This window comes from Luteolibacter ambystomatis (assembly GCF_018137965.1).
Lineage (GTDB): Bacteria > Verrucomicrobiota > Verrucomicrobiia > Verrucomicrobiales > Akkermansiaceae > Luteolibacter > Luteolibacter ambystomatis.
This window is the reverse complement of the sequence record NZ_CP073100.1, coordinates 459371-477234: the sequence shown is the minus strand read 5'-3', so window position 1 is coordinate 477234 and position 17864 is coordinate 459371. Positions and strand designations below refer to the sequence as shown.

Here is a 17864-nt window from a genome sequence, read left to right as displayed (position 1 = left end):
CCGACGCTAGGAAACCCGCACGCGCGGACAATCCCGGAAATCCACGGAGTCCGAAAACGCGCGCGTCAGATAAAACGCTGCGTCACGACCGCCTTTCCATCCCGCCACTCCACCGATGCCACCGCCCCGTTCACCAGAATCATCTGCGGCGGCCGATGCCCGAAGTCCGCATCATATAGCACGGGAATAGAAAGATCGCCGACCACCGACGCCACGGCCTCCACGTAGCTCAACGACTCCGGATCGTTCACGTCCCTCGCTGCGGACCTTCCGAACATCATGCCCGAAAGCCCCTCGAACCAACCCGCCAGTCTCATCTGCCACAGCGAGCGGGCCACCTGGCAGGGAGTCAGCTCGCAGTTCTCAAGAAACAAGATCACCCCGTCCGCCACGTGACGTTCGATGAATGCAGGCAGGTCTCCATAGGGCGTTCCTACCAGGTGAACCACCGTATCGAGGCAGCCGCCGATGAGACGGCCTGATAACGCGCATGGCTCCGCACAACCAAGCCGCTTCCACGCGGATGGCTCGGTGAGGTTGAACTTCGCATCCACCCGTTCCTCGTAGGGGATGTAGGTGACCTGATGACGTTCAAAGCTGGTCTGGGTGAACTCAAAACCACCACCCGTGCCGAGCACACCAAACGCCGTATCCCACGCACCACATTCCTGATCGCGCACAAGGTCGAGCAACCCATAGCCATGCGCGGTGGCGATCCCCGCAGTGACCGTGAGTGCGAACAACAATGTCGAGGTATCCGAATAACCCATCACCCACTTCGGATGCCGGGCGAGTGCTTCAAAATCGAGGTGCGTGAGGATCGGAATCAAAAGTTCCCCGCCCCATGGTGGAAACACCACGGCGACCTGCGGATCATTCCAGAGAACCGTGAAGTCGGCCGCACGTTCCGCCGCCGATCCGCTGACATGCTTGTGATCGCCGCGCAGACACTTTCCCTCGATCACCTCATAGCCTTCCGCCCGCAGTTGAGCTTCGATCAACTCCAGCCGCTGGATGTGGGACGGCGCCTCCACTCCGCTGGAGGTCGCCGTCACGCCAATCACACGGCCTTGGACAAGAGGTTCGGGGTAGAGGATGCCCATGGTCATGGTCGGTCGGGAAATGATCCACGGCTTCGCTTTTCTTCCGCGAGACCGCGAGGCAATCTAACGACCATGCGCGCCGTCGTCCAACGTGTCCTCGAAGCTTCCGTCCGCGTCGACGGTCACCTCGTTTCCCACTGTGGCCCCGGCCTGCTGGTGCTGCTGGGAATCGAGGATGGCGATGGCGAAGAGGACGCCGTGTGGCTGGCGGCGAAGATCACGGCCATGCGGATCTTCGGCGACGAGGAAGGAAAAATGAACCGCTCGGTGATCGACTGCGGAGGAAATCTGATCGTCGTCAGCCAGTTCACCCTCCACGCCTCCACGAAGAAGGGCAACCGCCCTTCCTTCATCCGGGCTGCGCGACCGGAGATTTCCGAGCCGCTCTACGAGGGCTTTTGCTCCTTGGTGGAAGGGCATATCGGCAAACCCGTGGGACGGGGCATCTTCGGCGCCGACATGAAAGTGGCGTTGGTCAACGACGGCCCGGTCACGATCGTCATGGACAGCCGGGCGAAGGAATAATCGGTCAAATTCGGGCTAATTCACAGATTTCCCCCAATCCCTGCAAGAATGGTCGGGTTAAGACCGGTATTATCCATCGGTTTCCGGTTTGTTTCATTTTGTCGAAAATTGACCACCGGCACCTTCCTTCTATTCCGGTCATGACCTTTCGATCCCATTCTCTCCTTGGAATCGCCCTCGCCCCATCCATTTGCATGGTCGCAAGGGCGCAAGAGGCTCCACTTCAACTCCACAAAGGCGATCACATCGCCATTGTCGGCAGCGGACTCGCCGATCGCCAGCAGCACCAGGCTTGGTTGGAAGCCCTGATCCACCGGGCTTACCCCGACATGGACTTGACGATTCGCAACCTCGGCTTCAACGGGGACGAGATCAACGTCCACCCGCGTTCGGAGGACGTGCCACCAACCAGCTTCTTCCTCTCCATGAAAAAGGGCGACTTCACACCGCCCGACAATACCAAGGTCACCTACAAGGCCGGTGCTGATTTCGGCGCGGATGTGATCATCGCCTACTGGGGATTCAACGAGTCCTTCAAGGGCGAGGAAGGCCTCCAGAAGTTCAAGGTCGCGCTGGCGTCCTACCTCGATACCCAGCTCACCGCCAACTACAACGGCAAGGGCCATTGCCGGGTGGTGCTCGTTTCCCCGATCGCCCAGGAAGCCATTGTCGGAACCGATCCCGCAAAGAACAACCGCAACCTCGCCCTCTACACGCAGGCGATGGCGGAAGTGGCAAAGGCCGCCAAGGTGCCGTTCGTGAACCTTTACGACGCCTCGCGTGATCTCTACGCCAAGACCAAGACTCCGCTCACCATCAACGGTATCCATCTCACCGATGAGGGCGACAAGCAGCTCGCCCCCATTCAGTTCAAGGCCTTGTTCGGTCGCGAAGCCGGCCCCATGGACGATCCGAAGCTGGCGCGCATCCGTCAAGCCGTGGTCGACAAGAACGAACAGTGGCACCACCGCTACCGCACCGTCGACCAGTACAACATCTACGGCGGCCGCTCGCTGATCTCCTATGAAGGCATCACCAACGCCCGCATCCTGAATCAGGAAATGGCGCAGCGCGATGTGAAGACCGCCAACCGCGACCAGCGCGTATGGGCCGTCGCCAAGGGCGGCGACCTCGTGGTGAAGGACGACAATCTCCCTCCTGTGGAAGCCACCCCGCCGAACCGCAAGGAACCCGTCCCCTATACCGATCCGGAGGAAGCCATCAAATACCTCAAGCTGCCCGCAGGCTGCAAAGTCGAGCTGGTGGCCTCGGAGAAAACCTTTCCCGATCTGGTCAACCCGGTGCAGATGGCCTTCGACACGAAGGGTCGCCTGTGGATCTCCGCTTGGAAGAATTATCCCGAAACCAGTCCGACCACCAAGGAGTTCGACAAGCTGCTGGTCTTCGATCTCGACCCCAAGACCGGCAAGGCTGCCAAGGTGACCACCTTCGCGGACGGTCTGAACTGCCCGACCGGCTTCCAGTTCTACAAGGACGGCGTGCTGGTCATGCAATCGCCGGATCTCTGGTACATCCGTGACACCGATGGCGACGGCAAGGCCGATTGGAAGGAACGCGTGCTCACCGGCCTCGATGCCGCCGATTCCCACCACGAAACCAACTCGATGTGCCTCGAACCGGGAGGTGCCGTCTATCTCAGCGACGGCGTCTTCCATCGCACCAACGTGGAAACCCGCGATGGAGTGGTCCGCAACCAGAACGGCTGCATCTACCGCTATGAGCCGAATACCGGCAAATTCATCCGCCACGCCCCCTATGGGTTCGCGAATCCCCACGGCCGCGTGTTCGACTACTGGGGCAACGACCTCATCACGGACGCCACCGGCAATGTGAACTACTTCGGGCCCGCGATGAGCGGCTTCCTCGATGAAGGCGCGCATCCGCAGATGCAGCCGTTCTGGGACCGTCCGTCGCGCCCCTGCCCGGGCACCACGATCCTCAGCAGCCGCCACTTCCCCGATGACTGGCAGGGACAGTTCCTGAACACGAACGTGATCAGCATCCAGGGCATCTTCCGTGCGAAGATCACCGAGGAAGGATCCGGCATCAAAGGCGAGACACTTGAACACCTCGTCTCAACGGACATCCAGAAGAACCCGAATTTCCGTCCCTCCGGCATCACCGTGGCACCGGATGGTTCGCTGTATTTCATGGACTGGTCGCAGATGCTGATCGGCCATCTCCAGCACCACCTCCGCGATCCGAACCGCGACCACCAGCATGGCCGCCTCTACCGCATCACCTACGAAGGCCGCCCGCTGCTGGAGCCCAAGAAGATCGACGGCCAGCCGGTCGCCGCGTTGCTCGAGCTGCTGAAGGAGCCGGAAGACAATGTCCGCCAGCGTGCGAAGATCGAGCTCGGCAAGCACGACTCCAAGCAGGTCATCGCCGGTGTGAAGCAGTGGATCGAAACACTGGATGAAAAGGATCCGAAGTTCGAACACAACCTGCTGGAGGCCCTCTGGGTCCACCAGTGGCATGACACGGTCGACCTCGGCCTTCTCAACCGCGTCCTCTCTTCCAAGGAACCACGCGCCCGTGCGCAGGGTGTGCGCGTGCTCGGCTACTGGCGGGACCGCGTACCGAACGCCCTCGTCCTCTTGAAAAAAGCCGCGGCGGATGAAGCTCCGCGCGTGCGCCTGGAGGCCGTCCGTGTCGCCAGTTTCTTCCGTGAATGGGAAGCCGCGGACATCGCCCTGCTCGCGCTGAAGCAGCCCACGGATTACTACCTCGATTACTGCTTGAAGGAAACCATGCGCCAGCTCGCGCCATGGTGGAAGCAGGCCATCATGGATGGGAAGACCATCGCCAGCGGCAATCCGGAGGGCTCCGAGTATATCGTCGGTTCCTTGAACGGCGCGGAACTCGCCAAGCTGCCGAAGTCCACCTTCGCCCTGAATGCGATGCTCACCCGGCCGGAGATTTCCTCCGAGCAGCGCAAAACCGCACTGGACGATCTGGCGAAGCTCAAGAGCCAGAAGCCGGTCCAGGTGCTTTTGGAGACCTTGATACCCATGGCGAAAACCGGCGGCAAAGCTGCGGAGGAACTTGCCCGCCTGCTGCTCTCGGAATCCCCGGCTGATCTGAAGTCCACACGCGCCGAACTGGAGCAACTCGCAGGCGGACAATCCGCCGAGACCCTGCGCCGCTTCGCCACCGCCGCGTTGATCCGCGTCGATGGCTCGATCGAACCGCAGTGGAACCTCGCCACCAAATCGGTTGGCTCGCTGGTGGATTTCCTCGGAGCGCTTCAATTGCTGCCGGATGCCACACTGCGCGCTTCCGCCTTCGACAAGGTAATGCCGCTGCTGGGAACGCTGCCGGCGCCGATCAAGGCCGCATTGGATGCGAACGGCCCCGGAGCCGCACGCTACGTCCGCATCGAGCTGCCCAAAGGCACCCTCACCCTCGCCGAAGTGCAGGTGTTTTCCGGGGACAAGAACATCGCGGGCAGCGGTAGCGCCACCCAATCAACCACCGCGTTCGGCGGCACCGCCGATCATGCGATCGATGGCAATACCAATGGTGACTTCGAATCCGGCACCCAGTCCCACACCGAGGAAAACTCGAAACGTCCATGGTGGGAGCTTGACCTGAAAACCCCTCAGGCGATCAACGCCGTCACCGTGTGGAACCGCACCGGCTATGAGGATCGACTCGACAAGTTCACACTCACGATCCTCGACGCGAAGCGCAAGCCGCTGTTCCAGAAGAACCACATCCCGGCGCCGAAGCCGTCACTGCGCGTCGCAGTGCCGCTGGATCCGATGGGATCGATCCGTGACTCCGCCATCGAAGCGCTGGTATCCATGAAGAAGGAGCCCGGCCAGGTCTTCAATGGTCTGGCGGAAATGATTGTCCGCGGGGAGGAGATCCCGATGGCCCTCAAGGGCGTCAACCGCCTGCCGCGCAACGCATGGTCCGCGGACAAGACCGCGAAAATGCTCGATGCGGTGACTGCCTGGGCGGCACGCACGGAGGCAAGCGACCGCACCTCTCCGGAGTTCATTTCCACGCTGAAAATCGCACGCGACCTCGCAGGCTCGCTGTCAGCGGCGGATGCGGCCAAAGTCTCCGCTCGTCTCGATAACCTCTCGATCCGGATGGTGGTTGTGAAGACCGTGCCGGAGCAGTTGCGCTTCGATGTCACCAAGCTGGTACTGGAAGCGGGCAAACCGGTATCACTGACCTTGGAAAACCCGGATGCCATGCCGCACAACATCGTGTTCGTGAAGCCTGGCACCTACAAGGAAGTCGCGGAATCCGTCCAAGCCCAGCCGCCCGGGAAGCTCGATTCCCAAGGCCGCGCCTATGTGCCGGACAAGGATCCGCGGATTCTCGCCGCTACCAAGTTGATCGAAGCCGGCAAGAAGGAGACGATCCAGTTCACCGCACCGGCGGAGGAAGGCACCTACGAGTTCGTCTGCACCTTCCCAGGTCACTGGGCCGTCATGCACGGGCAGTTGATCGTGACGAAGGATATGGCCGCCTATCTGAAAGCGAATCCGAAGTAGACCTCGGGCTCCACTTCGCTCTTCCGGGGGGCGTGTCGTCCGCCCCCCGATTCATCCTGCCACTCCAGCCGCCCGCGGATCAAAAGCGGAGCTTTCGACTACATTGTAGGGGGAAGCTCCGCTTTCCCTCTTCGGGGGCGATGTCGCCCGTCCCTCGACTTTCATCCTGCCACTCCAGCCGCCCACGGATCGAAAGCGGAGCTTTCGACTACGATCGCTCAATCCGACTATCGCTCCTCCTCCTGTGTATGATCCTTCGGCTTGGGTTTGCCGTGTGGATTGGAGGTCTTGGCCAGTGGCTTACCAAAGCCGATGCCATTCCAGAAATCCCCGTCCTCATCCCCGTAGCGATCACGCTCCACGATCATGCGTTCACGCAGTGATTTCAGCCGGTCCGCCTGCGCGGGATTGGCAGAGAGGTCCTTCTCTTCCGTTCGATCCTCCGCAATATGGAAGAGCTGCGTATGCCTCTCACCCCTCACGCGATACTCGATGAGCTTCCAGCCATCCACCACCACCGCACGCATGAGGCTGGTGTAACCATGATAGGTGGCATCACGCCCCTTGAACTCCCTGCCTTCCAGGATCGGCCGGATGGAAAAACCTTCCGCCTGATCCGGAGCCTTCGCACCCGCGTAGTCGGCAATAGTACGATAGAGCTCGAAGTTATACACAGCATTGTCGGTCCGCTTTCCCGCCGCAACGCCAGGCCCACTGATGACGAAAGGAATCTTCAACGTGTGTTCATAGACGTTCTGCTTGCCGAGCAAGCCATGGCTGCCGCGTGCGAGACCGTGATCGCTGGTGAAAACGACCAGCGTGTTCTTGTCGAGGCCGCGGGTCTTGAGTTCATCCTGCAGCTTGCCCACCCAGCTATCCAGGTGGCTGATCATCGCATCATAGATCGCGTTCTGATCCGCCAGTGCGGCGGGATCGAGCGGACGTGGCAGCAGCACCTCGTCGCGGATCTTCAGCACACCGGGATCGAAGCCATGGTTCGGTCGGAAGGCCGGAGGAGGTGGCACGGTCGATTTGCCGGACGCATCGCGGTAGAGCTTCTCGTATTCCTTGTCCGCGGTGTAGGGGTCGTGAGGCGCATTGAAGCCGACGTAGAGGAAGAACGGCTTGCCGCCATCATAGCCCTTGAGGAAATCGAGCGCCGTGGAGCCGATGAGATCGGTGGACAGACGCGGCGGGACGTTCGCCCCCTTCGCGATCTTGCCATCATGCACCGTGAGGGTGGCGAAGGCACTGTCATGCCCTTTCGGCAGGAAGCCGGGAGTGATGTTGTCCGCAGCGGTGAAGGAGCGCTTCAGTGATTCGTTTCCGTTGTGCCACTTGCCGGTACCATAGGTGTGATACCCGGCCTTCTGAAGCAGTTCGCCGAGCGTCACCCGCCCTTGGAGATTGTCATCGTAGTGCCAGAGCGATTGCCCGGATTGGAGCATCGAGCGGCTGGCCACACAGACCGCGGCATTGTAGGAGCCTTGATTGCGGGCATTGGTGAAGGCCATTCCACTGCCAACGAGCCGGTCCAGTCCCGGGGTCTTCACCGTGGGGTTGCCGAGGGCGGCGATGGCATCGGGCCTCTGGTCATCGGACTCAATCAGGATGATGTTCGGCCGCTCCGCGTGGAGAGCCGGAACCAGGAAGAGCAGGAAAAGGGAAATACGCTTCAGCATCGGAACAAAAGATAGCTCTCATTCCCAACGCCTCCAGCCATCCGGATCTCTCAGATCTGCCCAGAAAACACTGGCAATTTCCCAACAATCCCCAACCCGTGCCTGTGTGACTATTCCTTCAAACGGACCGGCGTGCCGCAATAGGTGCAGCGGAACCAGCGGAACACCAGCATGTGGAGCGCGGTCGGGATGATGTAGCCGATGCCCTTCACATGATGCGCCTTGGCATTCTTCCGGCAGTTCTTCGGAACGAACAGGCGCTGGCCACAGATGCGGCGCTTGCCAGCTCCCACGCCCCAGATCAGGTAGGCCAAGCCGGTGACCGGCAGGGCGATGGGGAATGCGAGGAACCACTTCGGCACCCAACCAAAGCTTTCCGGCCGCATATCACTGAGCAATAGCAATCCAGCCGCCACGATGGCCAGCGGCAGCACCACCATCATCACCAGCGTGACGAAGGCACCGAACATGACTTGGAACGGGTGCGTGTGGAGTACTCCGCGGATATAAAAACGGGATTCCGGATTACGGCCCTTGTTGGTGCCTTCACGGGGGGCTCGGATTAGTGCGACACGGTCATCGCCATTTCCAGAGGTGGCGGACGAGGTGCCCGGTTTCGATGCCATCGGGGCCACGTCCGCAATCGAGCGGATGCGCGAGGCATCAATATCACGCCTGGGTGCCGGAGCATCACCGAGTTGCACGGCGGAGGCCCCGGAAACCGGCAGTTTCGTTGGTTTGGAGGCGGCGGTTTCGCTGACCCGCACATCCAAGTCACCCACCACGCGGTTGAGCAATACGGCAGGCGGAATATCGGAAACGGCAAGCTGGCTTTCGATGAGCAGCTTCGGTGGCAGCGGTTGGGCGGCGGGAGCCTTGGCGAGCATGACCGCGACCTCGGGATTCTCCTCGTAGTTCACCGCCACCAATGGCGCGACAGGTTCGTCGGTTTCCTCCGGTTCCTCAATTCCCACCCGCTCGCGCGCGGCGGAAAGCCATTTCTCCACCTCGGCCCTGCGCGGTGCGCGCTTGGCGATCTTCAGGATCGAGTTCGCCCGCTCCAGTTCCGCCACCAGTTGATCCAGACCCGCCTTCGCGAGCGATGCCTCATCGAGAAATCCGGCGGCCTCGAGAAGCTCGACCGAAGATTTACCAATGCCCGGGATGGTTTGAAGATTCGACATGTAGCAACAGCGCACCGCCAGACTGACAGTCTGACGGCGTGTGACAAGCGATCAGGCAAGAGCGGCGAGCATCTCCTGGAGCTGGGCGAGCTTCGCCTTCCACTCCGCAAGACGGGCCTTTTCCTGTTCAACGACTTCCGGAGGCGCGCGATCCACGAAGCTGGCATTGCCGAGCTTTCCTTCACATTTTGCGACTTCCTTGGTCGTCGATTCGATTTCCTTGGAAATGCGCAAGCGCTCCGATTCGACATCGATCAAACCTTCAAGTGGAAGATAGATCTCGCCCACCGGAGTCAGGGCAACCGGAGTGCCCTTCGGTGCCTCGTAGGTGGAATCGATGCGCACTTCCTTCGAGCCCGCCAGCAGCGCGAGAATGTCGGTTTCCTCAGCGAGCCAATCAACCGAAGGCTTCACCACGAAAGTCACGTCCTTGCGGGATGCGAGCTTGTATTCGGCCTTCAGGTTGCGGAGGCGACCGGCGGCTTCGTACACCGCACCGGCCACGGCCTTGGCGTTGTCGATACCTTCCTGCTCCAGACCATCCAGCAACGGCTCTTCCGGCAGTTCCTTCTGCATCAGGAACTCGCCTTCCTCCACGAAGCCCATGCGGAGCGAAAGCTCCTCGGTCACGTGTGGCATGTAGGGATGGATGAGCTGAAGATAGCGGCTCATCACCGCATCGAAGGTGGCGAGCGTGGCATTGCGGGCGTCCGCGGTGGCGGTCTCGCGCAGGTCACCCTTCACGGCTTCCAGGAACTTGTCGCAGAACTCGTTCCAGAGGAATTCGTAGAGCAGGTGCGCCACTTCACCGAAGCGGTATTCGCCATAGGCACGTTCGAGGTCGACGGTGAGTTCATCGAGCTTTGCCATGATGTCCACGTGGTGCGGACGCAGTTCCAGTTCCTCCCACTCGCTGTCGTCTCCGGCCATCTGGCGGAAGCGGCAGGCGTTGTAGAGCTTGTTGGCGAAGTTGCGGCCTTCCTCGACGTGCGCTTCATCGAAACGGATGTCGCTGCCCACCGGCGCGATGCGCAGCAGGCCGAAGCGCAGGCCGTCCGCGCCGTATTTCTCCATCAGGTCGATGGGATCGGGCGAGTTGCCCAGCGACTTCGACATCTTGCGGCCCTGCAGGTCGCGGATGATCGCGGTGAAGTAGACGTTCTTGAACGGCAGTTCTCCGGCAAAGCGGAAGCCGGCCATGATCATGCGCGCCACCCAGAAGAAGATGATGTCCGGACCGGTCACGAGATCGTCGGTCGGATAGAACTTCTTCAAGGTCGGCGTCTGTTCGCCCACGTCCGCCATGGTCGCGAAGGGCCACAGCCATGACGAAAACCAGGTGTCCATCACGTCCTCGTCGCGCTCCCAGTTCTCCGCATCGGCAGGCGCGTCGATGCCCACATGGATGTCACCGGACTGGAAGTCCGCCATGTCGAGCGACTCAGCGCCCTTGAGGGCTTCAAGCTTGTCCTTGCGATACCACACCGGAATCTGGTGGCCCCACCAGAGCTGGCGGCTGATGCACCAGTCCTGGAGATTCTCCATCCAGTGGGCGTAGGTCTTCGACCAGCGCTCCGGACGGAACTTGATATCGCCATTGGCCACGGCATCCGCGGCTTCCTTCACGCAGGGATACTTGAGGAACCACTGCATCGAGATGCGCGGCTCGATCGGCACACCGGCACGCTCGGAGAAGCCGACGTTGTTCTCATACTCCTCCACCTTGATGAGGAGGCCAAGTTCTTCCAACTTCACCGCAGCCTTCTTGCGGGCCACGAAACGGTCGAGACCGTGGAGGTCCGGCACCTCCGGGCAGTTGATGTGCGCGTCGGGAGTGAGCACGTCGATGATCGGCAGGTTGTGACGGATGCCGATCTCGAAGTCCGCCTTGTCGTGGGCGGGAGTGATTTTCAGCGCGCCGGTGCCGAACTCGATGTCCACGTGATCGTCCGCGATCACCGGAATCTCCGCATGCGGGAACGGACGGAACACCTTGCGGCCGATGTATTTCGCGAAGCGCTCATCCTTCGGATTCACGGCCACGGCCACGTCACCCATCAGGGTTTCCGGGCGGGTGGTGGAAATCTCGAGGAACTCGCCCGGAGCATCCGCCAGCTCATACTTCATGAAGTAGAGCTTCGAGCGCTGCGGGGTCATGATCACCTCTTCATCGGAAAGGGCGGTCAGCGACACCGGGCACCAGTTCACGATACGCTTGCCGCGGTAGATGAGGCCTTCCTTGAAGAGCTCCACGAACACATGGCTCACCCACTTCGTGTAGGACTCGTCCATGGTGAAGCGCTCGCGGCTCCAGTCACAGGAGCAGCCGAGACGCTTCAACTGCTTGATGATGATGCCGCCGTACTGGTCCTTCCAGTCCCAGACGCGCTCGAGGAACTTGTCGCGACCGAGATCGCGGCGGCCCACGCCTTCGTTCTTCTTCAGCTCGCGCTCCACCTTCGACTGGGTGGCGATGCCGGCGTGGTCGGTGCCGGGCAACCACAGCACTTCCTTCCCCTGCTGGCGGGCACGGCGGGCCAGCACGTCCTGCAGCGTGTTGTTCAGGACGTGGCCGAGATGGAGGATGCCGGTGACGTTCGGCGGGGGAATGACGATGGAGTAGCCGTCCTTTTCGGAGGAGGCATCGGCTTCAAAGCATTTCCCGTCGACCCAGGCGGCGTACCATTTTTCTTCCACCGCTTGGGGTTCATAGGCTTTCGGCAACTCGGACATGGCGGCGGAGGGGATGCCAGAGGGGCAGGCGTTTGTCAAAGCCTGTGCCGGTCCGCTCCGGAAGAGACCGCTTGTCCTTTGAAAATCAAGTCCTCCCCCCATGAAATGAGCCGCCCCTGGCCGACGTAGGAGGAGGTCTTGCCCGTAAAAGGCCGATGAGCGATCAGACCGATTCAACGCTGGCTCCCCTCCCCGTGCCGCCCAAACGGCCTCGGTTCCCGCTGTGGAAGGCCTGTGCGCTCAGCTCCCTGCCCGGGCTGGCAGCCGCGGGAGTGGTGATGTGGATGGCATTCCACCACCACGCACACCTCCGGATTCCACTGGTCCGGGGACTGGACGACTGGATCTACTGGCCGATTGCGACGCTGGTCTGGTTCCTGATCGTTTCAGGCATCCCGCTGCTGGTTTCGTTCCTGCTCTGGGTGGCTTCCCACCTCAGACCCCAACCCTAGATCATTGCATTTCATCATGTTACCCAAATCCATCACCCTCGCCTCCGTGCTGTCCGTCCTGGCGACCTCCACGCTCCACGCCGAGCCGGACCCACCCGCTCCGGCGGCTAAGCCGGAATCCAAGACCATCATCCACGAAGGGAAATACACCTACATCTTTGACAGCGGTACCGCACCGGATCTCAAGGAGTGGCAGAACACCGAGTTCGCCGCAGTCGTCAAGGAATGGTATCCGAAGCTCAACACGATGCTTCCCAGCAACGGCTACAACGCCGCCACGACCGTCTCCTTCCGCTTCCGGGATGATATGAAGGGGACACCCGCCTGGGCGGCGGGCACGGAAATATCCCTCAACGCCCCTTGGTTCCGCAATAACCTCAAGGGCGAAGCGCGCGGCTGCGTCGTCCACGAGATGGTCCACATCGTCCAAGGCTACGGCCGCGGCAAGAACCCCACCCCGGGCTGGATCACCGAAGGTATCCCGGACTACATTCGCTGGTTCCTCTATGAGCCGCAGACCAAAGGCGCGGAAATCACCCGCGGCAACCTGGGCTCGGCGAAATACGATGCCAGCTACCGCATTTCCGCGAACTTCATCGACTGGGTCATCCGCACGAAGGACAAGGACCTGCTCGCCAAGTTGAACGAAGTCTGCCGCGAAGGAAAATACACCGAGAACTTCTGGAAGGAACGCACCAGGACCAGCCTCCAGGAGCTGGGCGAGGAATGGAAAAAGGCCAACGAAGAACGCCTCGCGAAATAACGAGAACCGCCGTCTGTTTCCGGGAATTTCAATTTTCTTTCTCTAAGGACTAGACACCGCGCTGCCCCATGGTTTTAGAAATCGCGCATGGGCGCATGGGGCACCGGCTGTTTTGAAAATGACGACGCGATGGACTGGATCTGGGATCTGGACGACGCGGACGATACGACTCTTCTGAAGGACATCTTCTCGGGCTGCATCGAGTCCAAGGATTACCTGGAGGCACCGGATGGTTCGATCGTGATCGCAGCGGCCGGTGTCGTGGCGGCGTTGAACGGAGAACCCGATGAAGAACTTCCCGACGGTGTCACCGCCTACGTGGAAAAAATCGACACGGAACCTTCCGCGGACCTCAAAGCGCTCGCAACCAAAGCAGTGAAAAAAGTCTCGGGTGATTCCGAACTCAAGGAACTCTGGGAAGAAGCAGGCACCCTCGACGAATGGTTGAAAGCTATCGCCGGGCTGCAGAAGCGCCTTCAATAAATCCAACTCACACCGGCATCGGAAGCGGTGCCTGAACTTTAACAACCGGAGGCGGGAAGTGATCCCGCCTCCATTTTTGTTTCCGGCGGTTTACTTCGCCGGAATGAAATCGAACTCAGCGGCGGTTGCAAAATCCCCGCCATCGTGGGCGCTCAACGCGGTGAACTTGACGTAACGTCCCTCGACCGGAGTGGCGAAGCGGATCTCGTGCAGCTTTTCGTCATCGGCCAGTTCCCCCTCCGCCACGGCCTTGCTCCAGGTCTGACCATCGGCACTCATCTGGACGCTGTAGCCCTTGATGCGACCGTTGCGGTTGTCCTTGCGCGGCAGCACGGTCATGGCGGCGAGTTTCTCCGGCTTGCTGAGATCGACCACGACCTCATGCGGATGCTTCGCGAGGAAGAGTCCGTACTGGGTGTGCCAGAAGGTATCCGGCTTGCCATCGATGAGATGCTCGGCTTCTCCTTCGCCCTGCTGCTCGCTGCTGGCTTTGGCGATCGACCATGCATCACGCGCCTTGGGAGCCTCCAGCGAACGGAGCGCCACCACATCGAACTCTGCAATGGCGGACCAAGGATTGCCCCTCACCTCCGTCAGAGCGACCAAGCGGATGAACTGCACTTCGCGGGGCTTGTCGAAGTTCACCCGCTCAAGAGCAGAGCCGCCGCTGAACTTTCCTTTCGCCGCAGGCTCTCCCCACTCCTTGCCATCCAGGCTGGTGTAAACCTCGAACTCACCGATGCGACCGTTCTCGTTTTCCTGACGTGGCAGCACGGTGATACCGGCCAACTCCGCCTTCACTCCCAGATCCACGACCAGCTCGTGAGGCGGGCGCGGTGCATTGCCCTGCCACTGTGTATGCCAATAGGTGTCCGGCTTGCCATCGATCGCCTGGCTGGCCTCGCCCTCGCCTTTCTCCGCACTGTCCGCACGCACGATCTTCCATGTGTCCCTGGGAAGCGCGAAAGGAAACGCGCGGGACGTGGTGGCGGAGCCGATCGTGCCCTCGGCGGTCGCAACCGCTTCGACGGTGCCCGCGGTCTTGAGCGCGAAGGGAGCGGCCCAGTTCCGCCATTCGCCACCATTCACCCGGTAGCGGATGCGGGCGTCGGGCGTTTCGGAACTGAGTTCGATCATGCCGCGGCGGTTGCGCTCGATCGTGACCGGAGCCGTGACCGGCACTGCCACGCGGGCAACTTCGGTCGCATCCTGACCGGCCTTCAGCGGTCTGAAAACAAATCCGAAACTGTAGGGACCGGAACGCACGATGTCCCGCTCCATCGGCGGCGGCCCGCAGCTCGCGCCACCGAGCCCCAGCACGCGCTCGTCAAGCGAGAGCAGCGTCCGCTTCGACTCGGGGAGATCCTGCGGATGATGGGCGGTCATCAACTCCATGGCGGTCCATGGCAGAGCGGTGGCGGACATCCGTTCTCCGCGGGTCACGGCAACGAAGCCGTTCCCGGCATCATCGGTGAGCGAGCACCAGCGGACATCCTCGTGATTGGCCATGTCCATCGGCTTCGGATAGGGCACGAACAGATCCTTCACCGCCTTGGAATAGAGACCGATGTCGGAGCCCGCCTTGCGGTCCGGATAGTTCTCATCCGCACCCCGGCCATACCAGGTGAACCTGCCCAATGACGGGGAGATTTCGAACTGCTGTCCGATGCGCGGCAACACGATCACCGGCCCCACGCCGCTGCCCGCGACATCCAATGCGATCGTCCCATCCGCAAACACCGTCCATGCATAGACGCTGTCAAAATGGAAATCGTTCTCTGCGAGCGCACGGCCCGTGACCAGCTTGTGATAGCCGCTGTTCTGCTCCGGCACGCGGTCGGAGGTCTTCCCTTGGGAGTTCACCCTGGCGGTGATGCGGACGGCGTCCTTCACCCCATCATCGACTTTCACCTCCGCCGCCTTGTCCGCGAGCGTGTGCAGACCGTTGCTGAACCACGCGTTCACGGTCCATTTGTCGTTGTCCGTGAAAGCGCGGAAAGCATTCAGTTTCGATCCGCCAACGAGCACTTCCCTGCCATTGTAAACCAACGACGCGAGACCACCCGTAGCCTTGTCGAAAGCCGCCGTGAAATCCGCTCCGGTCACAACGATGCGGCCATCCTTCTCCGCGGCGGAAACCTTGCCCTCCGCCTTGAGCGGGGGCAGCGCCGGCTTCGCTGGTGTTTTGGAGGAGATCTGGCTCGCGGCCACTTCGTAACCCTTCTTCTGCCAGGCTGCGTCTTCCTTCAGATGGAAGGAAACGCGGAGCTGGTAATCCGCCCACGCCACGCGCTCGATCTTCTTGAAGGGAATATTCACGCGAACCTTCTGACGCGGACCGGCCTCGACAGGCGGCAGCGTGCCACCATCGATGACCTTGCCATCCTCGCTGAGCGACCAGCGGACCTCGAAGCCCGAGAGATCGCGGAAGAAGTACTTGTTGAAGATCTCCACCTTGCCCGCATCTCCCTCCACCGCGGATGCCGTAATATCCTGATAGACGCGCTTCACTTCCCAGAAGGCAGGCTTCGGATCGCGGTTGGCGAACACCACTCCCTTCAGGATGAAGAGACCGTCGTTCGGCTTGTCGCCAAAGTTGCCTCCGTAGGCCTCAACCTTCTTCACACCGGCTTCCGGCTTGCCGCGGTTCAGATCGACCACCACCTTGCCGTCCACTTCCTTCGCGTAGATGGACTGGTCCTGCCATTCCCAAATGGAGGCACCGATGATGTTGTCGCTGGACTCGATGGCCTCCCAGTAGTCGGCCAGGTTGCCCATCGCGTTGTTCATCGTGTGCGCATATTCGCAGATGTAGAACGGCTTCTTGCGGCCCTTCTGCGCTGCCAGCCCCTGCACCCAGTCCACGCCCGGATACATCGTGCTGTCCACGTCCGCGATCGAGCTGTTGCGTTCGTAGTGATCGGGACGGGACGTATCGATGGCCTTGAGCGCCTCATGCGCGGCCTGGAAATTCTTGCCCGGACCGGCTTCATTGCCGAGCGACCAGAAGACCACGGACGCGTGGTTCTTGTCGCGCTCCACCATGTTCACCACGCGCTGCACGTGGGCCGGTTTCCATTCCGGCGGATGGGACAATGAAAGCTCGCCATAGTAGTAGCCGTGCGACTCGATGTTCGCCTCGTCCATCAGGTAGATCCCGTGGATGTCGCAGAGCTCGTACCAATACGGATCATCCGGATAGTGGCAGGTGCGGACATGGTTGATGTTCGCCTCCTTCAGCCGGATGATGTCCTGGAGCATCTGCTCACGGGTGACCGCATGGCCGGTGTCCGGATTCATCTCGTGACGGTTGGTGCCCTTCAGCTTCACCGGCTGGCCGTTGATAAGATAGACACCATCCTTGATTTCCACCTTGCGGAAGCCGGTGCGGAAGGAAACCGCCTCCTCACCGCTGCTCACGACAACCGTGTAGAGATTGGGAGTCTCCGCGGTCCATTTCCTTGGATCCGGAACCTTGAGATTGAAGGAGATGACTCGCTCCGTGCCAGGCGCGAGGTCGCCTGTCGGTTCGGCATCCCCTCCCGCCACCGGCTTGCCTGCGGCGTCAAAGAGCGCCACAGACAAGGCAGGCCCCAGCTTGATGGCATCGCCCAGATTGCGAACGGTGGCCTTCACCGAAAGACTTCCATCCTTGTAGCCCGCATCCAGATCCGGCAGCGCGAAGACATCGCGGATCTGCACCTTCGGCGTCGCGTGCAGATAGACGCTGCGGAAGATCCCGCTCAGACGCCACATGTCCTGGCACTCCAGATAGCTGCCATCCGAATATCGATAGACCTCCGCGGCGATCACGTTCTCGCCCGGCTTCAGCGCCTTGGTGATGTTGAAATCGGCGGGCGTGCGGCTGTCCTTGCTGAAGCCGATGTACTTGCCGTTGATCCACAGGTAGAAAAACGAGTCCACCCCGTCGAAGTTCACGAACACCTCCTTGCCGTCCCAGTCCTTTGGTACGGTGAAGGTGCGTCGATAGCTGCCCACCGGATTGCGATCCTTGTAGGCGGGCCAATCCTTCGGCGGCTCCCCCATCACCCGCGGCCAATCGCGTTTGAACGTGTAAGCCTGGTTGGAATAAATCGGCGTGTCGTAGCCTTCCAACTGCCAGCTCGAAGGGACGGCGATTTCCTTCCACTTGGAGACATCATATTCCGGCTTGTGAAAGTCCGCGGGACGTTCCGACGGATTACCAACCCAGTTGAATTTCCAGCTTCCATCGAGCGACTGGAAATACGGGGACTTCTCCCGCAGCACCGCCTTTGCGGACTCCACATTGGGGAAAGACATGAATGTCGCCCGCGGCTTCTCCTTGTTGAACGAGAGATTCTGCTCCTGCTGCCACTCCTGGCCGGTCGGAGCATCCTGAGCCCACGCGGCCGTGGCCAATAG

General features: G+C 61.0%; 11 protein-coding genes. 5 read left to right on the top strand and 6 right to left on the bottom strand.

Annotated features, from left to right (window positions below; genetic code table 11):
* Nucleotides 1-65 precede the first annotated feature (65 nt).
* Nucleotides 66-1109: a S66 family peptidase gene (locus KBB96_RS01860; protein WP_211631790.1), complete on the bottom strand. Its 1044-nt coding sequence runs from the start codon at nucleotides 1107-1109 to the stop codon at nucleotides 66-68.
* 66 nt (nucleotides 1110-1175) lie between these two features.
* On the opposite strand from KBB96_RS01860, the gene dtd reads away from it, so the two are divergent.
* Nucleotides 1176-1628, top strand: coding sequence for a D-aminoacyl-tRNA deacylase (dtd, locus tag KBB96_RS01855; RefSeq protein ID WP_211631789.1), 453 nt, complete (start codon nucleotides 1176-1178; stop codon nucleotides 1626-1628).
* Nucleotides 1629-1648: 20 nt separating this feature from the next.
* Here the strand turns inward: dtd and KBB96_RS20910 are convergent, their stop codons facing one another.
* Complete coding sequence (locus tag KBB96_RS20910) at nucleotides 1649-1942, bottom strand: hypothetical protein (protein ID WP_226373726.1); 294 nt, start codon at nucleotides 1940-1942, stop codon at nucleotides 1649-1651.
* Between KBB96_RS20910 and KBB96_RS01850 the strand changes: the two genes are divergently transcribed.
* Nucleotides 1823-6163 carry a DUF7133 domain-containing protein gene (locus tag KBB96_RS01850; RefSeq protein ID WP_226373690.1) on the top strand — a complete coding sequence of 1447 codons (4341 nt, stop codon included), beginning with the start codon at nucleotides 1823-1825 and terminating at the stop codon, nucleotides 6161-6163. The genes KBB96_RS20910 and KBB96_RS01850 overlap by 120 nt on opposite strands.
* 227 nt (nucleotides 6164-6390) lie before the next feature.
* Here KBB96_RS01850 and KBB96_RS01845 read toward each other — a convergent pair whose 3' ends face one another.
* The 3 genes from KBB96_RS01845 to KBB96_RS01835 form a co-directional block, all read right to left on the bottom strand.
* Nucleotides 6391-7845: a sulfatase-like hydrolase/transferase gene (locus KBB96_RS01845; protein WP_211631787.1), complete on the bottom strand. Its 1455-nt coding sequence runs from the start codon at nucleotides 7843-7845 to the stop codon at nucleotides 6391-6393.
* Nucleotides 7846-7955: 110 nt separating this feature from the next.
* Nucleotides 7956-9029 (bottom strand): DUF4332 domain-containing protein, encoded by a 1074-nt coding sequence (locus KBB96_RS01840; RefSeq protein ID WP_211631786.1) that lies wholly within the window; start codon nucleotides 9027-9029, stop codon nucleotides 7956-7958.
* Between the two features lie 51 nt (nucleotides 9030-9080).
* On the bottom strand, nucleotides 9081-11762 hold the full coding sequence (locus KBB96_RS01835; RefSeq protein WP_211631785.1) for a valine--tRNA ligase: 2682 nt from the start codon (nucleotides 11760-11762) through the stop codon (nucleotides 9081-9083).
* A 155-nt stretch (nucleotides 11763-11917) separates the two neighbouring features.
* Here KBB96_RS01835 and KBB96_RS01830 point away from each other — a divergent pair, with 155 nt between their 5' ends.
* From KBB96_RS01830 to KBB96_RS01820, 3 genes are all read left to right on the top strand, one after another.
* The gene (locus tag KBB96_RS01830) at nucleotides 11918-12214 is read left to right on the top strand and encodes a hypothetical protein (protein WP_211631784.1); all 297 of its coding nucleotides are present in this window, start codon (nucleotides 11918-11920) and stop codon (nucleotides 12212-12214) included.
* 16 nt (nucleotides 12215-12230) lie between these two features.
* Complete coding sequence (locus KBB96_RS01825; protein ID WP_211631783.1) at nucleotides 12231-12977, top strand: basic secretory protein-like protein; 747 nt, start codon at nucleotides 12231-12233, stop codon at nucleotides 12975-12977.
* A gap of 87 nt (nucleotides 12978-13064) precedes the next feature.
* Nucleotides 13065-13460, top strand: a complete 396-nt coding sequence (locus KBB96_RS01820; protein ID WP_211631782.1) for a DUF4259 domain-containing protein — start codon at nucleotides 13065-13067, stop codon at nucleotides 13458-13460.
* A gap of 90 nt (nucleotides 13461-13550) precedes the next feature.
* Here the strand turns inward: KBB96_RS01820 and KBB96_RS01815 are convergent, their stop codons facing one another.
* Complete coding sequence (locus tag KBB96_RS01815) at nucleotides 13551-17861, bottom strand: glycoside hydrolase family 2 TIM barrel-domain containing protein (RefSeq protein WP_211631781.1); 4311 nt, start codon at nucleotides 17859-17861, stop codon at nucleotides 13551-13553.
* Nucleotides 17862-17864 lie beyond the last annotated feature (3 nt).